General features: G+C 65.2%; 14 protein-coding genes. 6 read left to right on the top strand and 8 right to left on the bottom strand.

What is annotated here, in order from left to right; genetic code table 11:
• Positions 1 to 737 precede the first annotated feature (737 nt).
• The 4 genes from D8676_RS09680 (at position 738) to D8676_RS09665 (ending at position 5,961) form a co-directional block, all read left to right on the top strand.
• A complete protein-coding gene (locus D8676_RS09680) occupies positions 738 to 4,145 on the top strand; it encodes a helicase-related protein (protein ID WP_121580670.1) in 3,408 nt (1,135 codons plus the stop codon).
• Complete coding sequence (locus tag D8676_RS09675) at positions 4,146 to 4,529, top strand: RNA-binding S4 domain-containing protein (protein WP_121580669.1); 384 nt, start codon at positions 4,146 to 4,148, stop codon at positions 4,527 to 4,529. It begins immediately after the preceding gene.
• Positions 4,530 to 4,675: 146 nt separating this feature from the next.
• Complete coding sequence (gene fdxA, locus D8676_RS09670; RefSeq protein ID WP_121580668.1) at positions 4,676 to 5,014, top strand: ferredoxin FdxA; 339 nt, start codon at positions 4,676 to 4,678, stop codon at positions 5,012 to 5,014.
• Between the two features lie 368 nt (positions 5,015 to 5,382).
• Positions 5,383 to 5,961, top strand: a complete 579-nt coding sequence (locus D8676_RS09665; protein ID WP_121580667.1) for a CarD family transcriptional regulator — start codon at positions 5,383 to 5,385, stop codon at positions 5,959 to 5,961.
• A gap of 151 nt (positions 5,962 to 6,112) precedes the next feature.
• Here the strand turns inward: D8676_RS09665 and rpmE are convergent, their stop codons facing one another.
• Positions 6,113 to 6,334 (bottom strand): 50S ribosomal protein L31, encoded by a 222-nt coding sequence (gene rpmE / locus D8676_RS09660; RefSeq protein WP_121580666.1) that lies wholly within the window; start codon positions 6,332 to 6,334, stop codon positions 6,113 to 6,115.
• A gap of 203 nt (positions 6,335 to 6,537) precedes the next feature.
• Here rpmE and D8676_RS09655 point away from each other — a divergent pair, with 203 nt between their 5' ends.
• Entirely contained in the window at positions 6,538 to 8,343 is a 1,806-nt protein-coding gene (locus D8676_RS09655; protein ID WP_121580665.1) for an ABC transporter transmembrane domain-containing protein, read from the top strand.
• On the opposite strand, the gene D8676_RS09650 is transcribed toward D8676_RS09655, so the two are convergent.
• From D8676_RS09650 to ehuB, 5 genes are all read right to left on the bottom strand, one after another.
• Positions 8,324 to 9,049, bottom strand: a complete 726-nt coding sequence (locus tag D8676_RS09650; RefSeq protein WP_121580664.1) for a GntR family transcriptional regulator — start codon at positions 9,047 to 9,049, stop codon at positions 8,324 to 8,326. The two genes, D8676_RS09655 and D8676_RS09650, sit on opposite strands and share 20 nt — an antisense overlap.
• On the bottom strand, positions 9,046 to 9,825 hold the full coding sequence (ehuA, locus tag D8676_RS09645; protein WP_121580663.1) for an ectoine/hydroxyectoine ABC transporter ATP-binding protein EhuA: 780 nt from the start codon (positions 9,823 to 9,825) through the stop codon (positions 9,046 to 9,048). The genes D8676_RS09650 and ehuA overlap by 4 nt, the downstream gene beginning before the upstream one ends.
• A complete protein-coding gene (gene ehuD / locus D8676_RS09640) occupies positions 9,822 to 10,481 on the bottom strand; it encodes an ectoine/hydroxyectoine ABC transporter permease subunit EhuD (RefSeq protein ID WP_121580662.1) in 660 nt (219 codons plus the stop codon). Before ehuD ends, ehuA begins: the two co-directional genes overlap by 4 nt.
• Positions 10,478 to 11,206, bottom strand: coding sequence for an ectoine/hydroxyectoine ABC transporter permease subunit EhuC (gene ehuC, locus D8676_RS09635; protein WP_121580661.1), 729 nt, complete (start codon positions 11,204 to 11,206; stop codon positions 10,478 to 10,480). The genes ehuD and ehuC overlap by 4 nt, the downstream gene beginning before the upstream one ends.
• A 150-nt stretch (positions 11,207 to 11,356) precedes the next feature.
• A complete protein-coding gene (ehuB, locus tag D8676_RS09630) occupies positions 11,357 to 12,229 on the bottom strand; it encodes an ectoine/hydroxyectoine ABC transporter substrate-binding protein EhuB (RefSeq protein ID WP_121580660.1) in 873 nt (290 codons plus the stop codon).
• Between the two features lie 241 nt (positions 12,230 to 12,470).
• On the opposite strand from ehuB, the gene D8676_RS09625 reads away from it, so the two are divergent.
• On the top strand, positions 12,471 to 13,619 hold the full coding sequence (locus D8676_RS09625; protein WP_121580659.1) for a Xaa-Pro peptidase family protein: 1,149 nt from the start codon (positions 12,471 to 12,473) through the stop codon (positions 13,617 to 13,619).
• A gap of 8 nt (positions 13,620 to 13,627) precedes the next feature.
• Here the strand turns inward: D8676_RS09625 and D8676_RS09620 are convergent, their stop codons facing one another.
• Positions 13,628 to 13,876, bottom strand: a complete 249-nt coding sequence (locus tag D8676_RS09620) for a hypothetical protein (protein WP_121580658.1) — start codon at positions 13,874 to 13,876, stop codon at positions 13,628 to 13,630.
• Positions 13,877 to 13,878: 2 nt separating this feature from the next.
• Positions 13,879 to 15,117 carry an aminomethyltransferase family protein gene (locus D8676_RS09615; RefSeq protein ID WP_121580657.1) on the bottom strand — a complete coding sequence of 413 codons (1,239 nt, stop codon included), beginning with the start codon at positions 15,115 to 15,117 and terminating at the stop codon, positions 13,879 to 13,881.
• Positions 15,118 to 15,119: the final 2 nt, after the last annotated feature.

The following is a 15,119-nucleotide window of genomic DNA, read 5'->3' as shown; positions in this document are numbered from 1 at the left end:
GAACATTCCGGCGTCGTCCTGACAATCGGCTCCGCGCCTTCCGGCAGGTGGCAGCCGGCCATAGTCACAACTATTTCGCGAAATGACCTGTCGAAGCGGCGCAGCAGGGACTGTCCCGTCCCGGAACAGAATGGTTAACGCCATCACGGCGGCGCGGAACACTCGTCGGCGGCCCGTCCGTAAACTAGCCGACGGCCGGCTCCGCGAGCACAACATGTTGTGGTGAACAGAACGGGAAATCAGCCGGGGAAGTGATTCGTCGCCGATTCGTTCCGCCTTTGGCCCGATCGTTAACGGGATGTCCCGAAAAGCCTTCGCGAAGGATCTGGTTTCCGGCAGGAAATCTTAATGATTTCATATTCTTGAGCGAATCATCCAGGCACAGCCGAGGTGGCCCGGCCGAAACGTTAACGCCTTCGAGCGATTCCGCGTGGATTCGCTTCCCCGGTCATTTTAGCGATTCAGCATGTGGTGAGACTCGGCGCCGCTAAGACTACATCTAGCGGCGAACAAAACCTGAATCAGCTGGAGTCACTGATTCGTCGCTGATTCGTTCCAGACTCGTTCCAAGCCTTAACTCGGATCGCTTTCGCGGAACCTCCTGGCCGGCACTTTTCCCTTTCGCTGGCGCACGCGAATGCCTATGTGTCCCCTATTGTGTCCCCATATCCTCCCGGACACCGCGACGGCCCGTCGCCAACGAAACGCGGAGCCAGAAAAGGCCACGTTCCGATCCGATGACGATTCATCCCAACAAGAACGATCTGCCCGGCGCACCTCTGGTTCTCTCGGGCCGCGATGTCACCGCGGTCCTCGGACCGACCAATACCGGCAAGACGCATCTCGCCATCGAGCGCATGGTTGCGCATGAAAGCGGCCTGATCGGCCTGCCGCTTCGCCTGCTTGCCCGCGAAGTCTATGGCCGCGTCTGCGAGAAGGTCGGCGCGCACAAGGTCGCCCTGATTACCGGCGAGGAGAAGATCATACCCCCCGGCGCGCGCTATTCGGTCTGTACGGTCGAGGCGATGCCGCGCGAGACCGACGCCGCCTTCGTCGCCATCGACGAGGTCCAGCTCGCCGGCGACTTCGAGCGCGGCCACATCTTCACCGACCGGCTGCTCCATCTCAGGGGCCGGCAGGAGACACTGCTGCTCGGCGCAGCCACCATGCGCGGCATATTGGAAAGGCTGCTCAAGGGCATCTCGGTGGTGACGCGTCCGCGCCTCTCGCACCTCGCCTATGCCGGCCAGAAGAAGTTGACGCGCTTGCCCGCCCGCTCGGCGATCGTCGCCTTCTCGGCCGACGAGGTCTACGCCATTGCCGAGCTCGTCCGCCGCCAGCGCGGCGGCGCCGCCGTCGTGCTCGGCGCGTTGTCGCCGCGCACCCGCAACGCCCAGGTGGCGCTCTACCAGTCGGGCGACGTCGATTATCTGGTCGCCACCGACGCGATCGGCATGGGTCTCAATCTCGACCTCGACCACGTCGCCTTCGCGCAGAACCGCAAGTTCGACGGCTATCAGTTCCGCGATCTCTCTGCCGCAGAGCTCGGCCAGATCGCCGGTCGCGCCGGCCGGCATCTGCGCGACGGCACCTTCGGCGTCACCGGCCAGGTCGATCCGCTCGACGACGAACTGGTGAAGAAGATCGAGGCGCACGACTTCGACCCGGTGAAGGTGCTGCAATGGCGCACCGTCGGCTTCGACTTCGCAAGCATCGACGCGCTCAAGCGCTCGATCGAGACGCCGGCGCCGGTGGAAGGCCTGACCCGCGCCCTGCCCGCGGTCGACCAGCAGGCGCTCGATCATTTGTCGCGCGACCCAGTCATACGCGACCTTGCCGTCGGCCGCGAGCGCGTGGCGCTGCTGTGGGAAGCCTGCGCGCTCCCCGACTATCGCAGGATCGCGCCGGCCCAGCATGCCGACCTGATCGCTTCCATGTATGACGACCTCGCCCGCAAGGGCCATGTCGACGAGACCTACATGGCCGAGCAGGTGCGCCGCGCCGATTCCACCGACGGCGACATCGACACGCTGTCGCAGCGCATCGCGCAGATCCGGACCTGGACTTTCGTCTCCAACCGCCCCGGATGGCTTGCCGATCCGACACACTGGCAGGAAAAGACGCGCGAAATAGAGGACAGATTGTCGGATGCGCTGCATGAGCGGTTGACGAAACGCTTCGTTGATCGCAGGACATCCGTTCTTGTGCGGCGCCTCCGGGAAAATAGCATGATTGAAGCCGAAATCAGCCCAACCGGCACGGTGGTGGTCGAAGGACACCATGTCGGCGAATTGCAGGGCTTCCGCTTCACCGCCGATCAGAGCGCCAATGGCGAGGACGCCAAGGCGGTCAAAACGGCGGCACAGAAGGCGCTTGCCGCCGAGTTCGAAGCCCGCGCCGACCGTTTCGCGGCTTCCGCCAATGGCGACATCGCGCTCGGCTCCGACGGCGTGCTGCGCTGGATCGGCGCGCCGATCGGAACGCTGGCCTCGGGCGAAGACGCGCTGCGGCCGCGCGTCATCCTCTTTGCCGACGAACAGCTCACCGGCCCGGCACGCGACAAGGTCGCGGCGCGCGCCGAGCGTTTCGTCAATTTCCAGATCGAGTCCTTGCTGAAGCCGCTGGTCGACCTCAAGAACGCCGACCAGATCACCGGCATCGGCCGCGGCATCGCCTTCCGGCTGGTCGAGGAATTCGGCCTGATCAACCGCCGCGACATCGCCGAGGACGTCAAGTCGCTCGATCAGGCCGGCCGCGCGGCGCTCCGCCGTCTCGGCGTGCGTTTCGGCGCCTATCACATTTTCATTCCCTCGCTGATCAAGCCGGCTCCAGCCGGCCTCATCACCCTGCTCTGGGCGCTGGCGAACGACGGCAAGGAGAAGCCGGGCTTCGGCGACGTGGTTCATGCGCTGGCCTCGGGCCGCACCTCGGTCGTCATCGATCCGGCCTTCGACCGGACCTTCTACAAGCTCGCCGGCTTCCGTCCGCTCGGCCGCCGTGCCGTGCGCGTCGACATCCTGGAGCGGCTCGCCGACCTCATCCGCCCCGCACTCGCCTGGAAGGCAGGGCTCGGCGCGCGCCCCGACGGCGCCTATGACGGCCAGGCCTTCATGGTGACCCCGGCGATGATGTCGATCCTGGGCGCCAATGCCGACGACATGGAAGAGATCCTGAAGGGTCTCGGCTATCGCGCCGAAGCCAAGCCCGCCGTCGAAGTGAAGGCAAAGATCGACGCACTCGACCAGGCCGCGCAGGAAGCCGCCGCCAAGGCTGAGGCCGAGAAGGCTGAAGCAGCGGCGGCGAAGGCAGCCGAGGCAAAGGCCGCATCGGATGCCTTGGCTTCCACCACCCCTGAGGGAGAGGCATCGCCGGACGCCGATGCCGGCGACGCGATCGCCGCCGCCTCGGAGGGCCAGGAGACGGTTGGCGCCGACCCCGTCGACGCGACCGTGCCCGACCACGCTGCTCCGCTCGAAGCGACCACCTGGGCTCCCGAAACCACGGAAACGCCCGCCATCGAGGCACCCGCCCTCCTTGACGCGGAGGTGTCGACGCAGGTCGCGGAGGACGTTTCCGGCGACGTGCTCGACGCGACCTCCATTCCCGTGCAGGTAGGAGAAAGCGCCGAACCCGTTGAAGCGCCCCCATCCGGCCAGACGGCATCCGGCGACACTCCCGCTGAGGGAGAGGTCGCGCCCGTTGCCTCCGAACCGGCCGGCTCCGGCGAGGCCACCGCCGAAGAGCCGAAACCCATCCTTCTCTGGCGGCCCGGCCGCTTCGACCGCCAGGGCCATCGCCGGCACGACCAGCGCCCGCGCCATGGCCGTGGGCAGGCGGAGGGCGCCGACGCCGGCGACCGCCCGCCGCATCGCCAGGGCGGACGGCCACCTTTCCAGGGACGCCGCGAAGGGGACGCCGCAGGCCGCGGCGGCAAGCCGAAATTCGACCGCGAACGCTTCAAGGGTCCGAAAGGCGAGGGCGGACGCCCGGATTTCCGCAAGGGGAAGCGGGAGGATGGCCAGTCCGAGCGCGGCCAGAAGCCGGCTTTCCAGGCTCGCCCCCCGCGCGAGGAACGTCCCGCCAAGATCGATCCGCTGTCGCCCTTCGCCAAGCTCGCCGCGCTGCGCGACCAGCTCAAGAAGTAGATGGACGCTGCCCGCCAGCGCATCGACAAGTGGCTGTTCTTCGCGCGCGTGGTGAAATCGCGGTCGCTCGCCGCCAAGCTGGCGGTAGCCGGCCGCGTGCGCATCAATCGCGACAAGGCGTCGCAGGCATCGGATCTGGTGAAGCCGGGCGACGTGCTCACCATCACCCTCGACCGCCGCATCCTCGTCTACAAGGTGGTCGATGCCGGCAAGCGTCGCGGCCCCGCCGACGAGGCCAGGACCCTCTATGAGGACATGTCGCCGCCGCCCGCGCCGAAAGGCGAAGCGCCGGCAAACGCCATGCCTCCCCTGCGCAACGCCGGCGGCGGCCGGCCGACCAAGCGCGAGCGACGCGAGACGGACAAGCTGCGCGGGTGGGAATGAATGTTGCGCCGGCAGCCTGGGCGGTACGGGTGGAAAGAGATTTCGCCAGGACCCGCGCGCCGGAAACCACGAACCTTGCCAGCCCTTTGCAAACGAGCTAACTCACCCAAAATACTATAAAAGCGGGAAAATTCCCGGAGCCGCCGATGACCTATGTAGTGACCGACAATTGCATCAAATGCAAATACATGGACTGCATCGAGGTCTGTCCGGTCGACTGCTTCTATGAAGGCGAGAACATGCTCGTCATCCATCCGGACGAATGTATCGACTGCGGAGTCTGCGAGCCGGAATGCCCGGCCGACGCGATCAAGCCCGATACCGAATCCGGCCTCGACAAATGGCTTGAGGTGAACAGCGAATATGCCGCCAAATGGCCAAACATCACGGCCAAGAAGGAACCGCCGGCGGACGCCAAGGAGTTCGACGGCGTGGCGGGCAAGTTCGAGAAATACTTCTCGGCCGAACCCGGCGAAGGTGACTGAGGGTTTCATGGAAGCCGGTCGTCCGGACCGGCCTTCCGCCAAGCGATGCCGACCTGACCGTGCCGAATCGGCGGCGGAACCGTTCGCGTATGCAGCAAATTCTTGATTCTTGCGACTTTTTGTGCTAGCTGTACCGGACATGCCGGTGGCAAAACGTCAATCAAGGCGCGAAAGCCCTAATCTTTGAGAAGGTGCAATCTGACTTCGGACCAGGATAATCTGGGCCAGGCAGACGTTTTATTGCGTCATGCTGGTTTGGAACTGTTCCGTCGGATTCTCCTGTTGCCGCTGGCACGGGTTCGGCCTCTGGGGCCGTAGCAGGTTTGCCGGCTCGCCGCCGGTGGCCATAACAAGGAGTTCAGGGCGTAATGGCAACTACCACTCAGCACAAGAAGTCCGCGACGCGCCACGGTTTCAAGACCGGCGAGTACATCGTGTACCCGGCGCACGGCGTCGGACAGATCGTGGCGATCGACGAGCAGGAAGTGGCGGGGCACAAGCTTGAACTCTTCGTGATCGATTTCCAGAAGGACAAGATGCGCCTGAAGGTGCCGGTCGCCAAGGCGACCTCCATCGGCATGCGCAAGCTGTCCGAAGAGGATTATGTCGAGCGCGCACTGAAAGTCGTGCAGGGCCGCGCCCGCGTGAAGCGCACCATGTGGTCGCGCCGCGCGCAGGAATACGACGCCAAGATCAACTCCGGCGACCTGATCTCGATCTCCGAGGTGGTGCGCGACCTCTACCGCGCCGACAACCAGCCGGAGCAGTCCTATTCCGAACGCCAGCTCTATGAAGCCGCGCTCGACCGCATGGCGCGCGAGATCGCTGCCGTGAACCGCATGTCGGAAACCGAGGCCGTGCGCCTCATCGAGGTCAACCTCGCCAAGGGTCCGAAGCGCGGCGCCAAGGCCGACAATGAGGAAGCCGAGCAGGAAGAGGCTGCCTGATCGCGCCTGCGCACGGCGAACAGGAAAATCGATGGCCGCGCCCTGTGAAGGACGCGGCCATTTTCATTTGGAACAGCCGAACACGCGACAGCCCAAAAGAAAAAGGCCCCGGAAACCGGAGCCTTTTTTACTGCGGGACTGCAGCCGGATCTCAGATCGTCAGGCCGGCGTAGCGGTTCTTGAACTTCGTCAGGCGACCGCCGCGGTCGAGCAGGTTCTGCTGGCCGCCGGTCCAGGCCGGATGCGTGTTCGGGTCGATGTCGAGGTTCAGCGTGTCGCCGGCCGCGCCGTAGGTCGAGCGCGTCTCGTAGCTGGTGCCGTCGGTCATCACCACCGTGATGGTGTGGTAGTCGGGATGGATCTTGTCCTTCATCGGTCTCGTCCTTTGCCTCGGCGCGCCGGGTCGGCCGTTGGGCCTGCGTCGATGCGTCTCTTTTGAAAAACGTCAAGCCGCAGCTATTCAGGCAGCGGCGGCTTCAAAAACGGTCGGCGTGCCTATACATCAGCCGAACTTGAATCACAAGGCCGCATGCTGCGCACCACGCGGAAGCGTCTGGACCTGGGAAACGCAACGAGATGGCTTTGACGGCGACTTTCGCCGAAGACCGCAAGAGGCAGCCGCTGCGGCCTCTGCGACGCATCATGCCCTACGTGCTGCGCTACCCGGCGCTGGTCGTGGCCGCGTTCATTTCGCTCACCGTCGCGGCCGCCACCACGCTGACCCTGCCGCTCGCCGTGCGCCGCATGATCGATCACGGCTTCAGCAGCGCCGACACCACCTTCGTCGCCAATTATTTCACCCTCCTGATAGCGATCGCGGCCCTGCTCGCCCTGGCCTCCGCCTGCCGCTACTATTTCGTCATCACGCTCGGTGAGCGCGTCGTCGCCGATCTCCGCCGCGATGTCTTCAGCCATGTGACCACGCTGTCGCCTGCCTTTTTCGATGCGGCGCTCTCCGGCGAGATCGTCTCGCGGCTCTCCGCCGACACCACCCAGATAAAGTCCGCGGTCGGCGCCACCGCCTCGGTCGCGCTGCGCAACCTCATCCTCGGGCTTGGCGCGGTCGGCATGATGATCGTCACCAGCCCGAAACTGTCGGGACTGGTGCTTGCGGCGATCCCGCTCGTCGTCCTGCCCCTCGTCGCCTTCGGCCGCTCCGTACGGAAGAAGTCGCGCCAGGCGCAGGACACGCTGGCCGGCGCGACCGCCTATGCCAGCGAGCAGATCTCGTCGGTGCGCACGCTGCAGTCCTTCACCAACGAAAGCCTCGTCACCGGGCGTTTCTCGCATGCGGTCGAGACCGCCTTCAACGCCGCGCGCTCCTCCGTGCTGGCGCGCGCGGTGCTGACCTTCTTCGCCATATTCACCATCTTCGCCTCGGTGGTGATGGTGCTCTGGTTCGGCTCACAAGACGTGCTGACCGGAACCATGTCGGCGGGCACGCTCGGCCAGTTCCTGCTCTATTCGGTGTTCGCCGCAGGCGCGCTCGGCGCTCTCTCGGAAGTGTGGGGCGAACTCTCCCAGGCGGCCGGCGCGGCCGAGCGGCTGACCGAGATCCTTGCCGAAAAGCCGGCGATCTCGGCGCCGCCGAACCCGAAGCCGCTGCCGGCGTCCGGCAAGGGCGCGATCCTCTTCGACGACGTCACCTTCGCCTATCCCGCACGCCCCGACCTGCCGGCGCTGCATGACGTTTCCTTTTCGGTCCGGCCCGGCGAGACGGTCGCGGTCGTCGGTCCGTCGGGCGCCGGAAAAAGCACCCTCTTCTCGCTCATCCTGCGCTTCTACGATCCCGCCAGCGGCAGGGTCGTCCTCGACGGCGTCGACGTCAGCGAGGCCGACCCGGCCGACGTGCGGGGCCGCATCGCCATCGTGCCGCAGGACGTCACCGTCTTCGCTGCAACCGTCCGCGACAACATCGCCTTCGGCCGCCCCGGCGCATCCAACGCCGACATCGAGCAGGCGGCGAAGGACGCGCTGGCCGACGAGTTCATCGAGCGCCTTGAGAACGGCTTCGACACCGAGGTCGGTGAACGCGGTATCACCCTGTCCGGCGGCCAGCGCCAGCGCATCGCGATCGCCCGCGCCATATTGCGCGACGCGCCGATCCTGCTGCTCGACGAGGCAACCTCGGCGCTCGACGCCGGCAGCGAGACGCTGGTGCAGACCGCGCTCGAACGGCTGATGCAGGGACGCACCACCATCGTCATCGCGCATCGCCTGGCGACGGTTCTTCGCGCCGACCGCATACTGGTCATGGATGGTGGCCGCATCGTCGAGGAAGGCACGCATCAGAGCCTGGTGGCGAAGGGCGGCATCTATGCCCGTCTCGCCAAGCTGCAGTTCGAGACCGGCGCCAGCGCCTTCAGGGGCGCGGCGGAGTGAGCGCCTCCTCCTGGGCGTAGCGCATCATCCGGCGGAAGCTCATCGAGATATGCGCCCGCCTGATATGGCCGATCGCATCCCAGTCGCCGATTTCGGCGGCGGCCAGCACCTCCTCCATCTCGCGGCGAAAGGCGGTGAACTCCTCCTCGACGCCGAGTTTGGGCATCAGCTTCAACACCACGCGCGCCACCTGGAAATAAAGCCGCTCGCTGATCTCGCGCAGCGGCTGGTTGCCGGTCAGGGCATTGAGCTCGTTGAAGAATTCGAGGTTGAGCCGAAGGAAGGCGCGCTGGTCGGAGCCGGATGAATCCACGTCGCAACGCGCGATCAGTCCCCGGATGCGGCCGATATCCTCCCGGGTCCAGGGAGTAGGCGTCAGCTTGCCGATAAGCAGCGCGAGTTCGAGGCGCAGGTGATAGACCTGCTGCAGCTCCTCGATGTCAGGATCGGTGACCAGGGTGCCGACGCCGTGCACGGACTGGACCAGCCCCTCGGATTCCAGCCGGGCGAGCACCCGCCGCACCGGTGTGCGGCTGACCTCAAACTCCTGTGCGAGCCCTTCCTCCGAGATCAGGCTGCCCGGCGGATATTCCAGAAGACAGATACGGTCGCGCAGGATGCGGTATATGCGCTCGGCGCGTTCGCGCGCCGAAGGTGGCCGCGGCACTGCCGCGGGTTCGGTTTCGATCTCGGCGTGCAGCGTCATCCGGCCTCCAGGACGGCATGCAGGAATTGCCGCGTCCGCTCATTCTTCGGTGCGCCAAAGAGTTCGTTCGGCGGACCCTGCTCGCAGATCTTGCCCTGGTGGAAGAAGCAGACGCGGTCGGAGAATTCCTTGGCGAAGCCCATCTGATGCGTGACCATGAGCATGGTCAAGTCGTGTTCGCGGCCAAGCCGCCGGATCACTTCCAGAACTTCGCCGACCAGCTCCGGGTCGAGCGCCGAGGTGACCTCGTCGAACAGCATGATCTTCGGCCGCATGGCGAGCGCCCGGGCGATCGCCACGCGCTGCTGCTGGCCGCCGGAAAGCTGCGACGGGTAGTGGCCCTTCTTCTGGCCGAGCCCGACCATCTCCAGCAGTTCCGCCGCCCGCGCCTCGGCGTCGGCGCGCTTCATGCCGAGCACCGTCACCGGCGCCTCGATGCAGTTGGCCATCGCCGTCATGTGCGGGAACAGGTTGAAGGACTGGAACACCATGCCGATCTTGGAGCGGATGCGGCGGATATGGGCGGTGTCGGCCGGCACCAGCTTGCCATTCTTCTGCATGTGCGTCAGCGGCTCGCCCTCGACCCAGATGACGCCGTCATTGATGGTCTCGAGCGTCATCAGCATGCGCAACACGGTGGTCTTGCCCGAGCCCGAGGGCCCGATGATGGAGACCTTCTCGCCGCGCCCGATATCTAGGTCGAGCCCGTCCAGCACCGTCAGCGACCCGTAGCGTTTCGAGACCTTGTCGAAGCGGACCATGGGCTGTTCCGTCATCGTATCGTCCTCCGGTTCAGCAACTCCTCGACACCCCGGATCAGCATGGCTGAAACCAGGCTCATCGCCAGGAAGAACAGGCCGACGAGCGTGATCGGTTCGGTATAGCGGAAAGTCTCCGAGCCGATGATCTTGGCGGTCTGCATGAGTTCCAGCACGGCGATTGCCGACAGCAGCGGCGTCTCCTTGAACAGCGCCACCAGGTAATTGCCCAGCGCCGGCACGACGGGCGGGATCGCCTGCGGGATGATGATATCCTTGAACGTCGTCCAGGCCGAGAGGTTGAGCGCGATCGAGGCTTCCCACTGGCCGCGCGGGATGTTGTCGAAGCCGGCGCGATAGACCTCCGAACAATAGGCGGCGTAGTGGACGCCGATGGCGATCACCCCGGCAGCGAAGGCGTCGAGCACGATGCCGAAATTCGGCAGCACGAAATAAAGGAAGAATATCTGGATGAGCAGCGGGGTCGAGCGGATCAGCTCGACCAGCACGGAGATCGCCCAGCCGGCGCGCGGCACGGCGATCCGTGCGACAGCGATGGCCAGGCCGAGCAGGGCGGCGATGACGAAGCCGAGCAGCGTCGCCTGGATGGTGACGACCGCGGCGCGCGCCAGCGTCGGCAGGATTTCGAGGGCGAAGGCCCAGTCCCAGATCATGCCGACCTGCCCCGCGCCAGCCCGAGCGAGGCGCGCTGTTCGAGAAACCGCATGCCGATGGTGATCGCCAGCGACATGACGAGATAGATCAACAGGACAAGCGTGAAGATCGGCACTGTCTTCAGCGTCGTCTGGTTCATCTGCTGCGCCCTGAAGGCGAGGTCGCCGAGCGTGATCAGCGAGACCAGCGCGGTCGATTTGAGGAGTTCGATGAACAGGTTGCCCCAGGGCGGGATCATCGCAACGAAGGCCTGCGGCAGGATGATGCGGCGCAGCATCTGGGCGCGGCTCATATTGAGCGCGATCGAGGCCTCCCATTGGCCGCGGGCGACGGAGCCGATGGCGCCGCGCACCACCTCCGAGCCGTAGGCGCCGACATTGAGGCCGAGCGCCAGCACGGCGACGCTGAAGGCGTCGATCAGGATGCCGAACTGCGGCAGCACGAAGAACAGCCAGAAGAGCTGCACCAGGGCCGATGTGCCGCGGAAGATTTCGACATAGACGGTCGCCAGCCATCTTAGCGGCGCCGGGCCGTAGAGCCGGGAGAGCGCGGCAAGCACGCCCATGACGACGGCGAGGAGGGCGCCGAGTATGGTGATCTGGATGGTCAGCCAGGCGCCCTGCAGCAGTCCCGGCAGGAACAGGCTGTAGGTTTCCTGCGTCGCCAGCACGCCGATCACGACGAGCGTCGTCACCAGCATGGCTACGAGCGTGCCTATCCCCATCGATCTCCCTCCTGCTTGCAAAGCCCGGGCGGCGGCATCCGTAAACGACGCCGCGACGGCTTCAATCTGGGCACGATCCGGCTCTGGAATCGAGCCGGTTCCTCGACTTAGCGAGGGAGAAGGCGGCGCTTCAGCGCGCCGCCCGCCGGATCATTCGCCCGCGCAGAGTTCGGCGGTGGTCTTGTTCGGCAGGTAGTCCTTGCCGAAGCCGAGCGGCTCGACCAGCGCGATGTGCTCCGGCGTGCCGAGGAACGCCTTCAGTTCGGCGTTGAAGGCGTTCAGCAGATCTTCGTCGTCCTTGCGGAAGCCGAAGCCGCCATGACCCTTGACCGACTTGCCGGCGACTTCGCCGAACGGCGTGGTGGATTCGACCCCTTCGGCCTTGCTCGCCATGTCGGCGATCGAAAGCGCCGTCAGTGCGGCGCCGTCGGCGCGGCCCGACTGCACCGCGGCGACCAGGCTCGACTGGTCGGGCAGCGAGACGACCTGCGCTTCGGGGACGCCGGCATCCTTGGCGTAACCACCCTCAACCGCGCCGGCCATCACCGCCAGCTTGAGGTCGGCGTTGTCCTTGAAGCTCGAATAGTCCTTGATGGCTTTCGGATTGCCTTCCTTCACAAGCATTGCCTGGCCGATGCCGTAGGACGGTTCGGAGAAATTGATCTCGGCGCAGCGCTTGGGATTGATGAACATGCCGGCGGCGATGATGTCGAAACGGCCGGCCTTCAGACCGGGAATGAGCGAGCCGAATTCGGTGAGCACGCCGTCGACCTGCGCGATGCCCATCTTGGCCAGAACCGCCTTGGCGACTTCTGGCGCCTCGCCGGTCAGCTTGCCGTCGGGCGTGGCGAAGCCGAAAGGCGCCTCATTGGCGAAGCCGACCCGGATATAGCCGTCGGCCTTGGCGCGCTCGAGCGTTGACTGCGCCATCGCTGGCAATGCCGGCGCCAGCGAAGCCGCAGCGAGCGCAAGCGCGGCGGCGGCCTTGACGACGGTGCGGCGAGATAGAGGTGACGTGATCATGCTTTTCTCCCGTTGCTCCATAGATGCAGTTTCCCCTGGGCGGCTTTCTTCGAAACCACTCCCGATGAATAGAAGTGTACAACTAGACAAAACATCCTGCAAGTTCAGATGTCATCTCAGGCAAAAATCATCAAAATGACGGCTGTTTGAGATTGCGTACGGAGTTGTTGTGCACAATAGATAGGCGACGATGCGTCATTATCAGACCATTGCCTGTGAAGCTGACGGAAAGGAGCGTTTGATGGACCGCAATCCGTTCAGCAGGGAGGAGATCGCCGCGCGCATCGAGCGGCTTCGCCAGGCCCTTGTCGGCCTGAACCTCGACGCAGCCATCATCGCGTCTCCGGAGAACGTCTTCTACTTCACCGGCCTCGATCATTGGGGTTATTTCGCGCCGCACCTCCTGATCGTGCCCCTCGATGGAATGCCAGTGCTCGTCACCCGATCCATGGAAGCGGTGACGATCGCTAACCGGGTGACCGCTGCCGAATTCCGGGGCCACAGCGACAGCGAGACGGCGGCGGATGCCGCTGCCCGCATCCTCGCCGACCGCTCGCTCGTGGGAAAGGGGATCGGCGTCGAGCAATGGACTTCGGGGCTGAGCCACGGCCTCGCGCTGAGGTTGCGGGAAGCTGCCAACGCAAGGTGGACCGACATTTCCGGACTGGTCGACAGGATGCGGCTGGTGAAGAGCCGGGAGGAGCAGGCGCTGATGCTTCGAGCCGCGGCGGTGACGGATGCCGCGGCCGAGGCCGCGATCGCAGCTATCGCCGAAGGCGCGCGGGAAGAGGACGTGGCGGCGGAGTGCCTTGCGGCCATGACCAGGGCCGGCGGCCACCCTCCGGGTTTCGGCCCCTTCATCCGTCCCGAAGCTCGCCTCGGCGAAGAACACACCACCTGGGGCGCCGGCCGCTACGGCAAGGGCGAGAAGGTTTTCCTCGAACTGTCCGGGTGCGTCTCGCGCTATCACGCGCCGCTGGGGCGCCTGGTCCGCATCGGCGGCATTAGCGACGAGGATGCCCGGATGGCCGAAATCACGGCAGCCGCTTTCGATGCGGTCGTCGCGGCACTACGGCCGGGCGTCAGGGCGCGCGATGTCTACGCCGCCTGGCAGCAGGTCGTCGACGAAGCAGGCCTTGCCCATTATCGCCGCCATCACTGCGGCTATCTGGTCGGCATCGGCCAGCCGCCATCCTGGACCGGAGGCAATTCGGTTACCGGGCTCAGGCACGCTTCCGACCTCGTGCTGGAGACGGGCATGAGCTTCCACATCCTTTCCTGGCTCATGGGGACCGGCAAGGGCGACCATTTCATATCGAATGCCGTGCTCCTCGCCGATACGGGCGCCGAGGTGCTGACGCGAACGCAGGCAGGCCCGATCATCCGCTAGTTTTGGCGTCAGGCGCCGCCGGCTTCCATCCGCTTCAGCCATTCCTTGCCGACGCCGCGGTCGCGGACGATGGCCAGCGGATCCTGATGATCGAGGCGCGAGCAGAGCCGGTAGACCTCGAGCACTTCCGCCGGCAGCTCACCCCGCTTGTAGAAATACATGGCGGCGGCGTAGCGCGTGCGGCCGGACCAGCTCTCGCCGAGCGGCGTGTTGACCAGCCCCCACTGTTCCCGGGCTTCGGTGTCGATTTCAGTCATCCTCAAAAGTCCGCGGGCGGGTTGGCCGTGCGCCGGTCGAGCTTGATGAACGGCCGCGGCACGACTTTCGCGCGTTTCATCAGCTTCTCATATTTAAGCTCGCGCAGCGCGTAGATTTCGACCCAGAGATCGTCGGTTACCGTGTCGCCGAACGGCCGGGCGAGGCTGGCGATCGCAATGTTCCTCTTCGCCAGAGGCGACCAGCCGGCGGCGCTGACCAGCCCCACTTCCTTTTTCCCACGATGATAGACGATGGCGTGGTCGGCGGGAATGTTGCCCTCGATCTCCAGCCCGACCAGGATATGGCGCAGTTTCTTGTTCTTGCGCGCAATCTCGATGGCCCGGCGGCCGTTGAAATGGCCTTTTTCCAGATCGACCATGAAACCCAGCCCGATCTCGTCGGGCATGCGCACCCGGTCTGCCCTCAGCGCATGTTCCGCCGTCGAGAAATCGGCATTGGCGACGATCAGGCCGGCTTCGAGCCTCGCGCGGTTCAGCGCCGTGTAGCCGATGGCGCGGATACCGTGGAGCCGTCCCGCTTCCATCAGCCGGTCCCAGAGGCTCAATGCCAGCTCGGCCGACACGAAGAGCTCGTAGCCGAGATCGCCCGTAAAGCCGGTTCGGGAGATTGTTACGGTTCCGTTCTGATGCTCGAAATCGGCGAGATCGAAAACCTTCAACCGTTCGATGCCCGCAAACCCTGCAGCGCGCAAAATCGCAAAGGAGGTCGGCCCTTGCAGTGCCAGGCCAGCGATCGCCTCGGTTTGTTCCGCTACCGAAACGTCATAGCCGATCGCTGAGTCGAGCAGCCAGGGCAGATGCCGCTCCTGGCAGCAGAGCCGGAAACGCTCATCCGACAGCCGGAACAGCGTGCCGTCGTCGAGCACATGGCCTTCGTCGTCGCACCAGGCCGTATAGTGGACCCGACCCGGCTTGAGTTTGGAGACGTTGCGCAGGGTGACGCGGTTGAGGAAGGCTTCGGCATCCGGGCCCTCGATGCCGTATTTCACCATGGGCGAGATGTCGAACAGCGCCGCCTGGCTGCGGATCGCGAAATACTCAAGTTCTTCATCCCAAAGGGAATTCGCCGCACGGTAGCCGCCCCAGTCGTACCAGTCGTTGCGCTTCATCAGCGCGTCGATGCGCGGCTGGAACGGCGTATCGAGGCGCAGCGTCCGGAAATGACCGCGCGCGGCGATGCGGGCGGCGTAGGGCGAGCTAATTTTCGCAGTCTTTGCCATGA

Source organism: Mesorhizobium sp. YM1C-6-2 (assembly GCF_003666685.1).
Classification (GTDB): Bacteria; Pseudomonadota; Alphaproteobacteria; order Rhizobiales; family Rhizobiaceae; genus Mesorhizobium_K.
The sequence above is the reverse complement of the archived record's forward strand: the minus strand, read 5'-3'. Positions and strand labels throughout refer to the sequence as shown.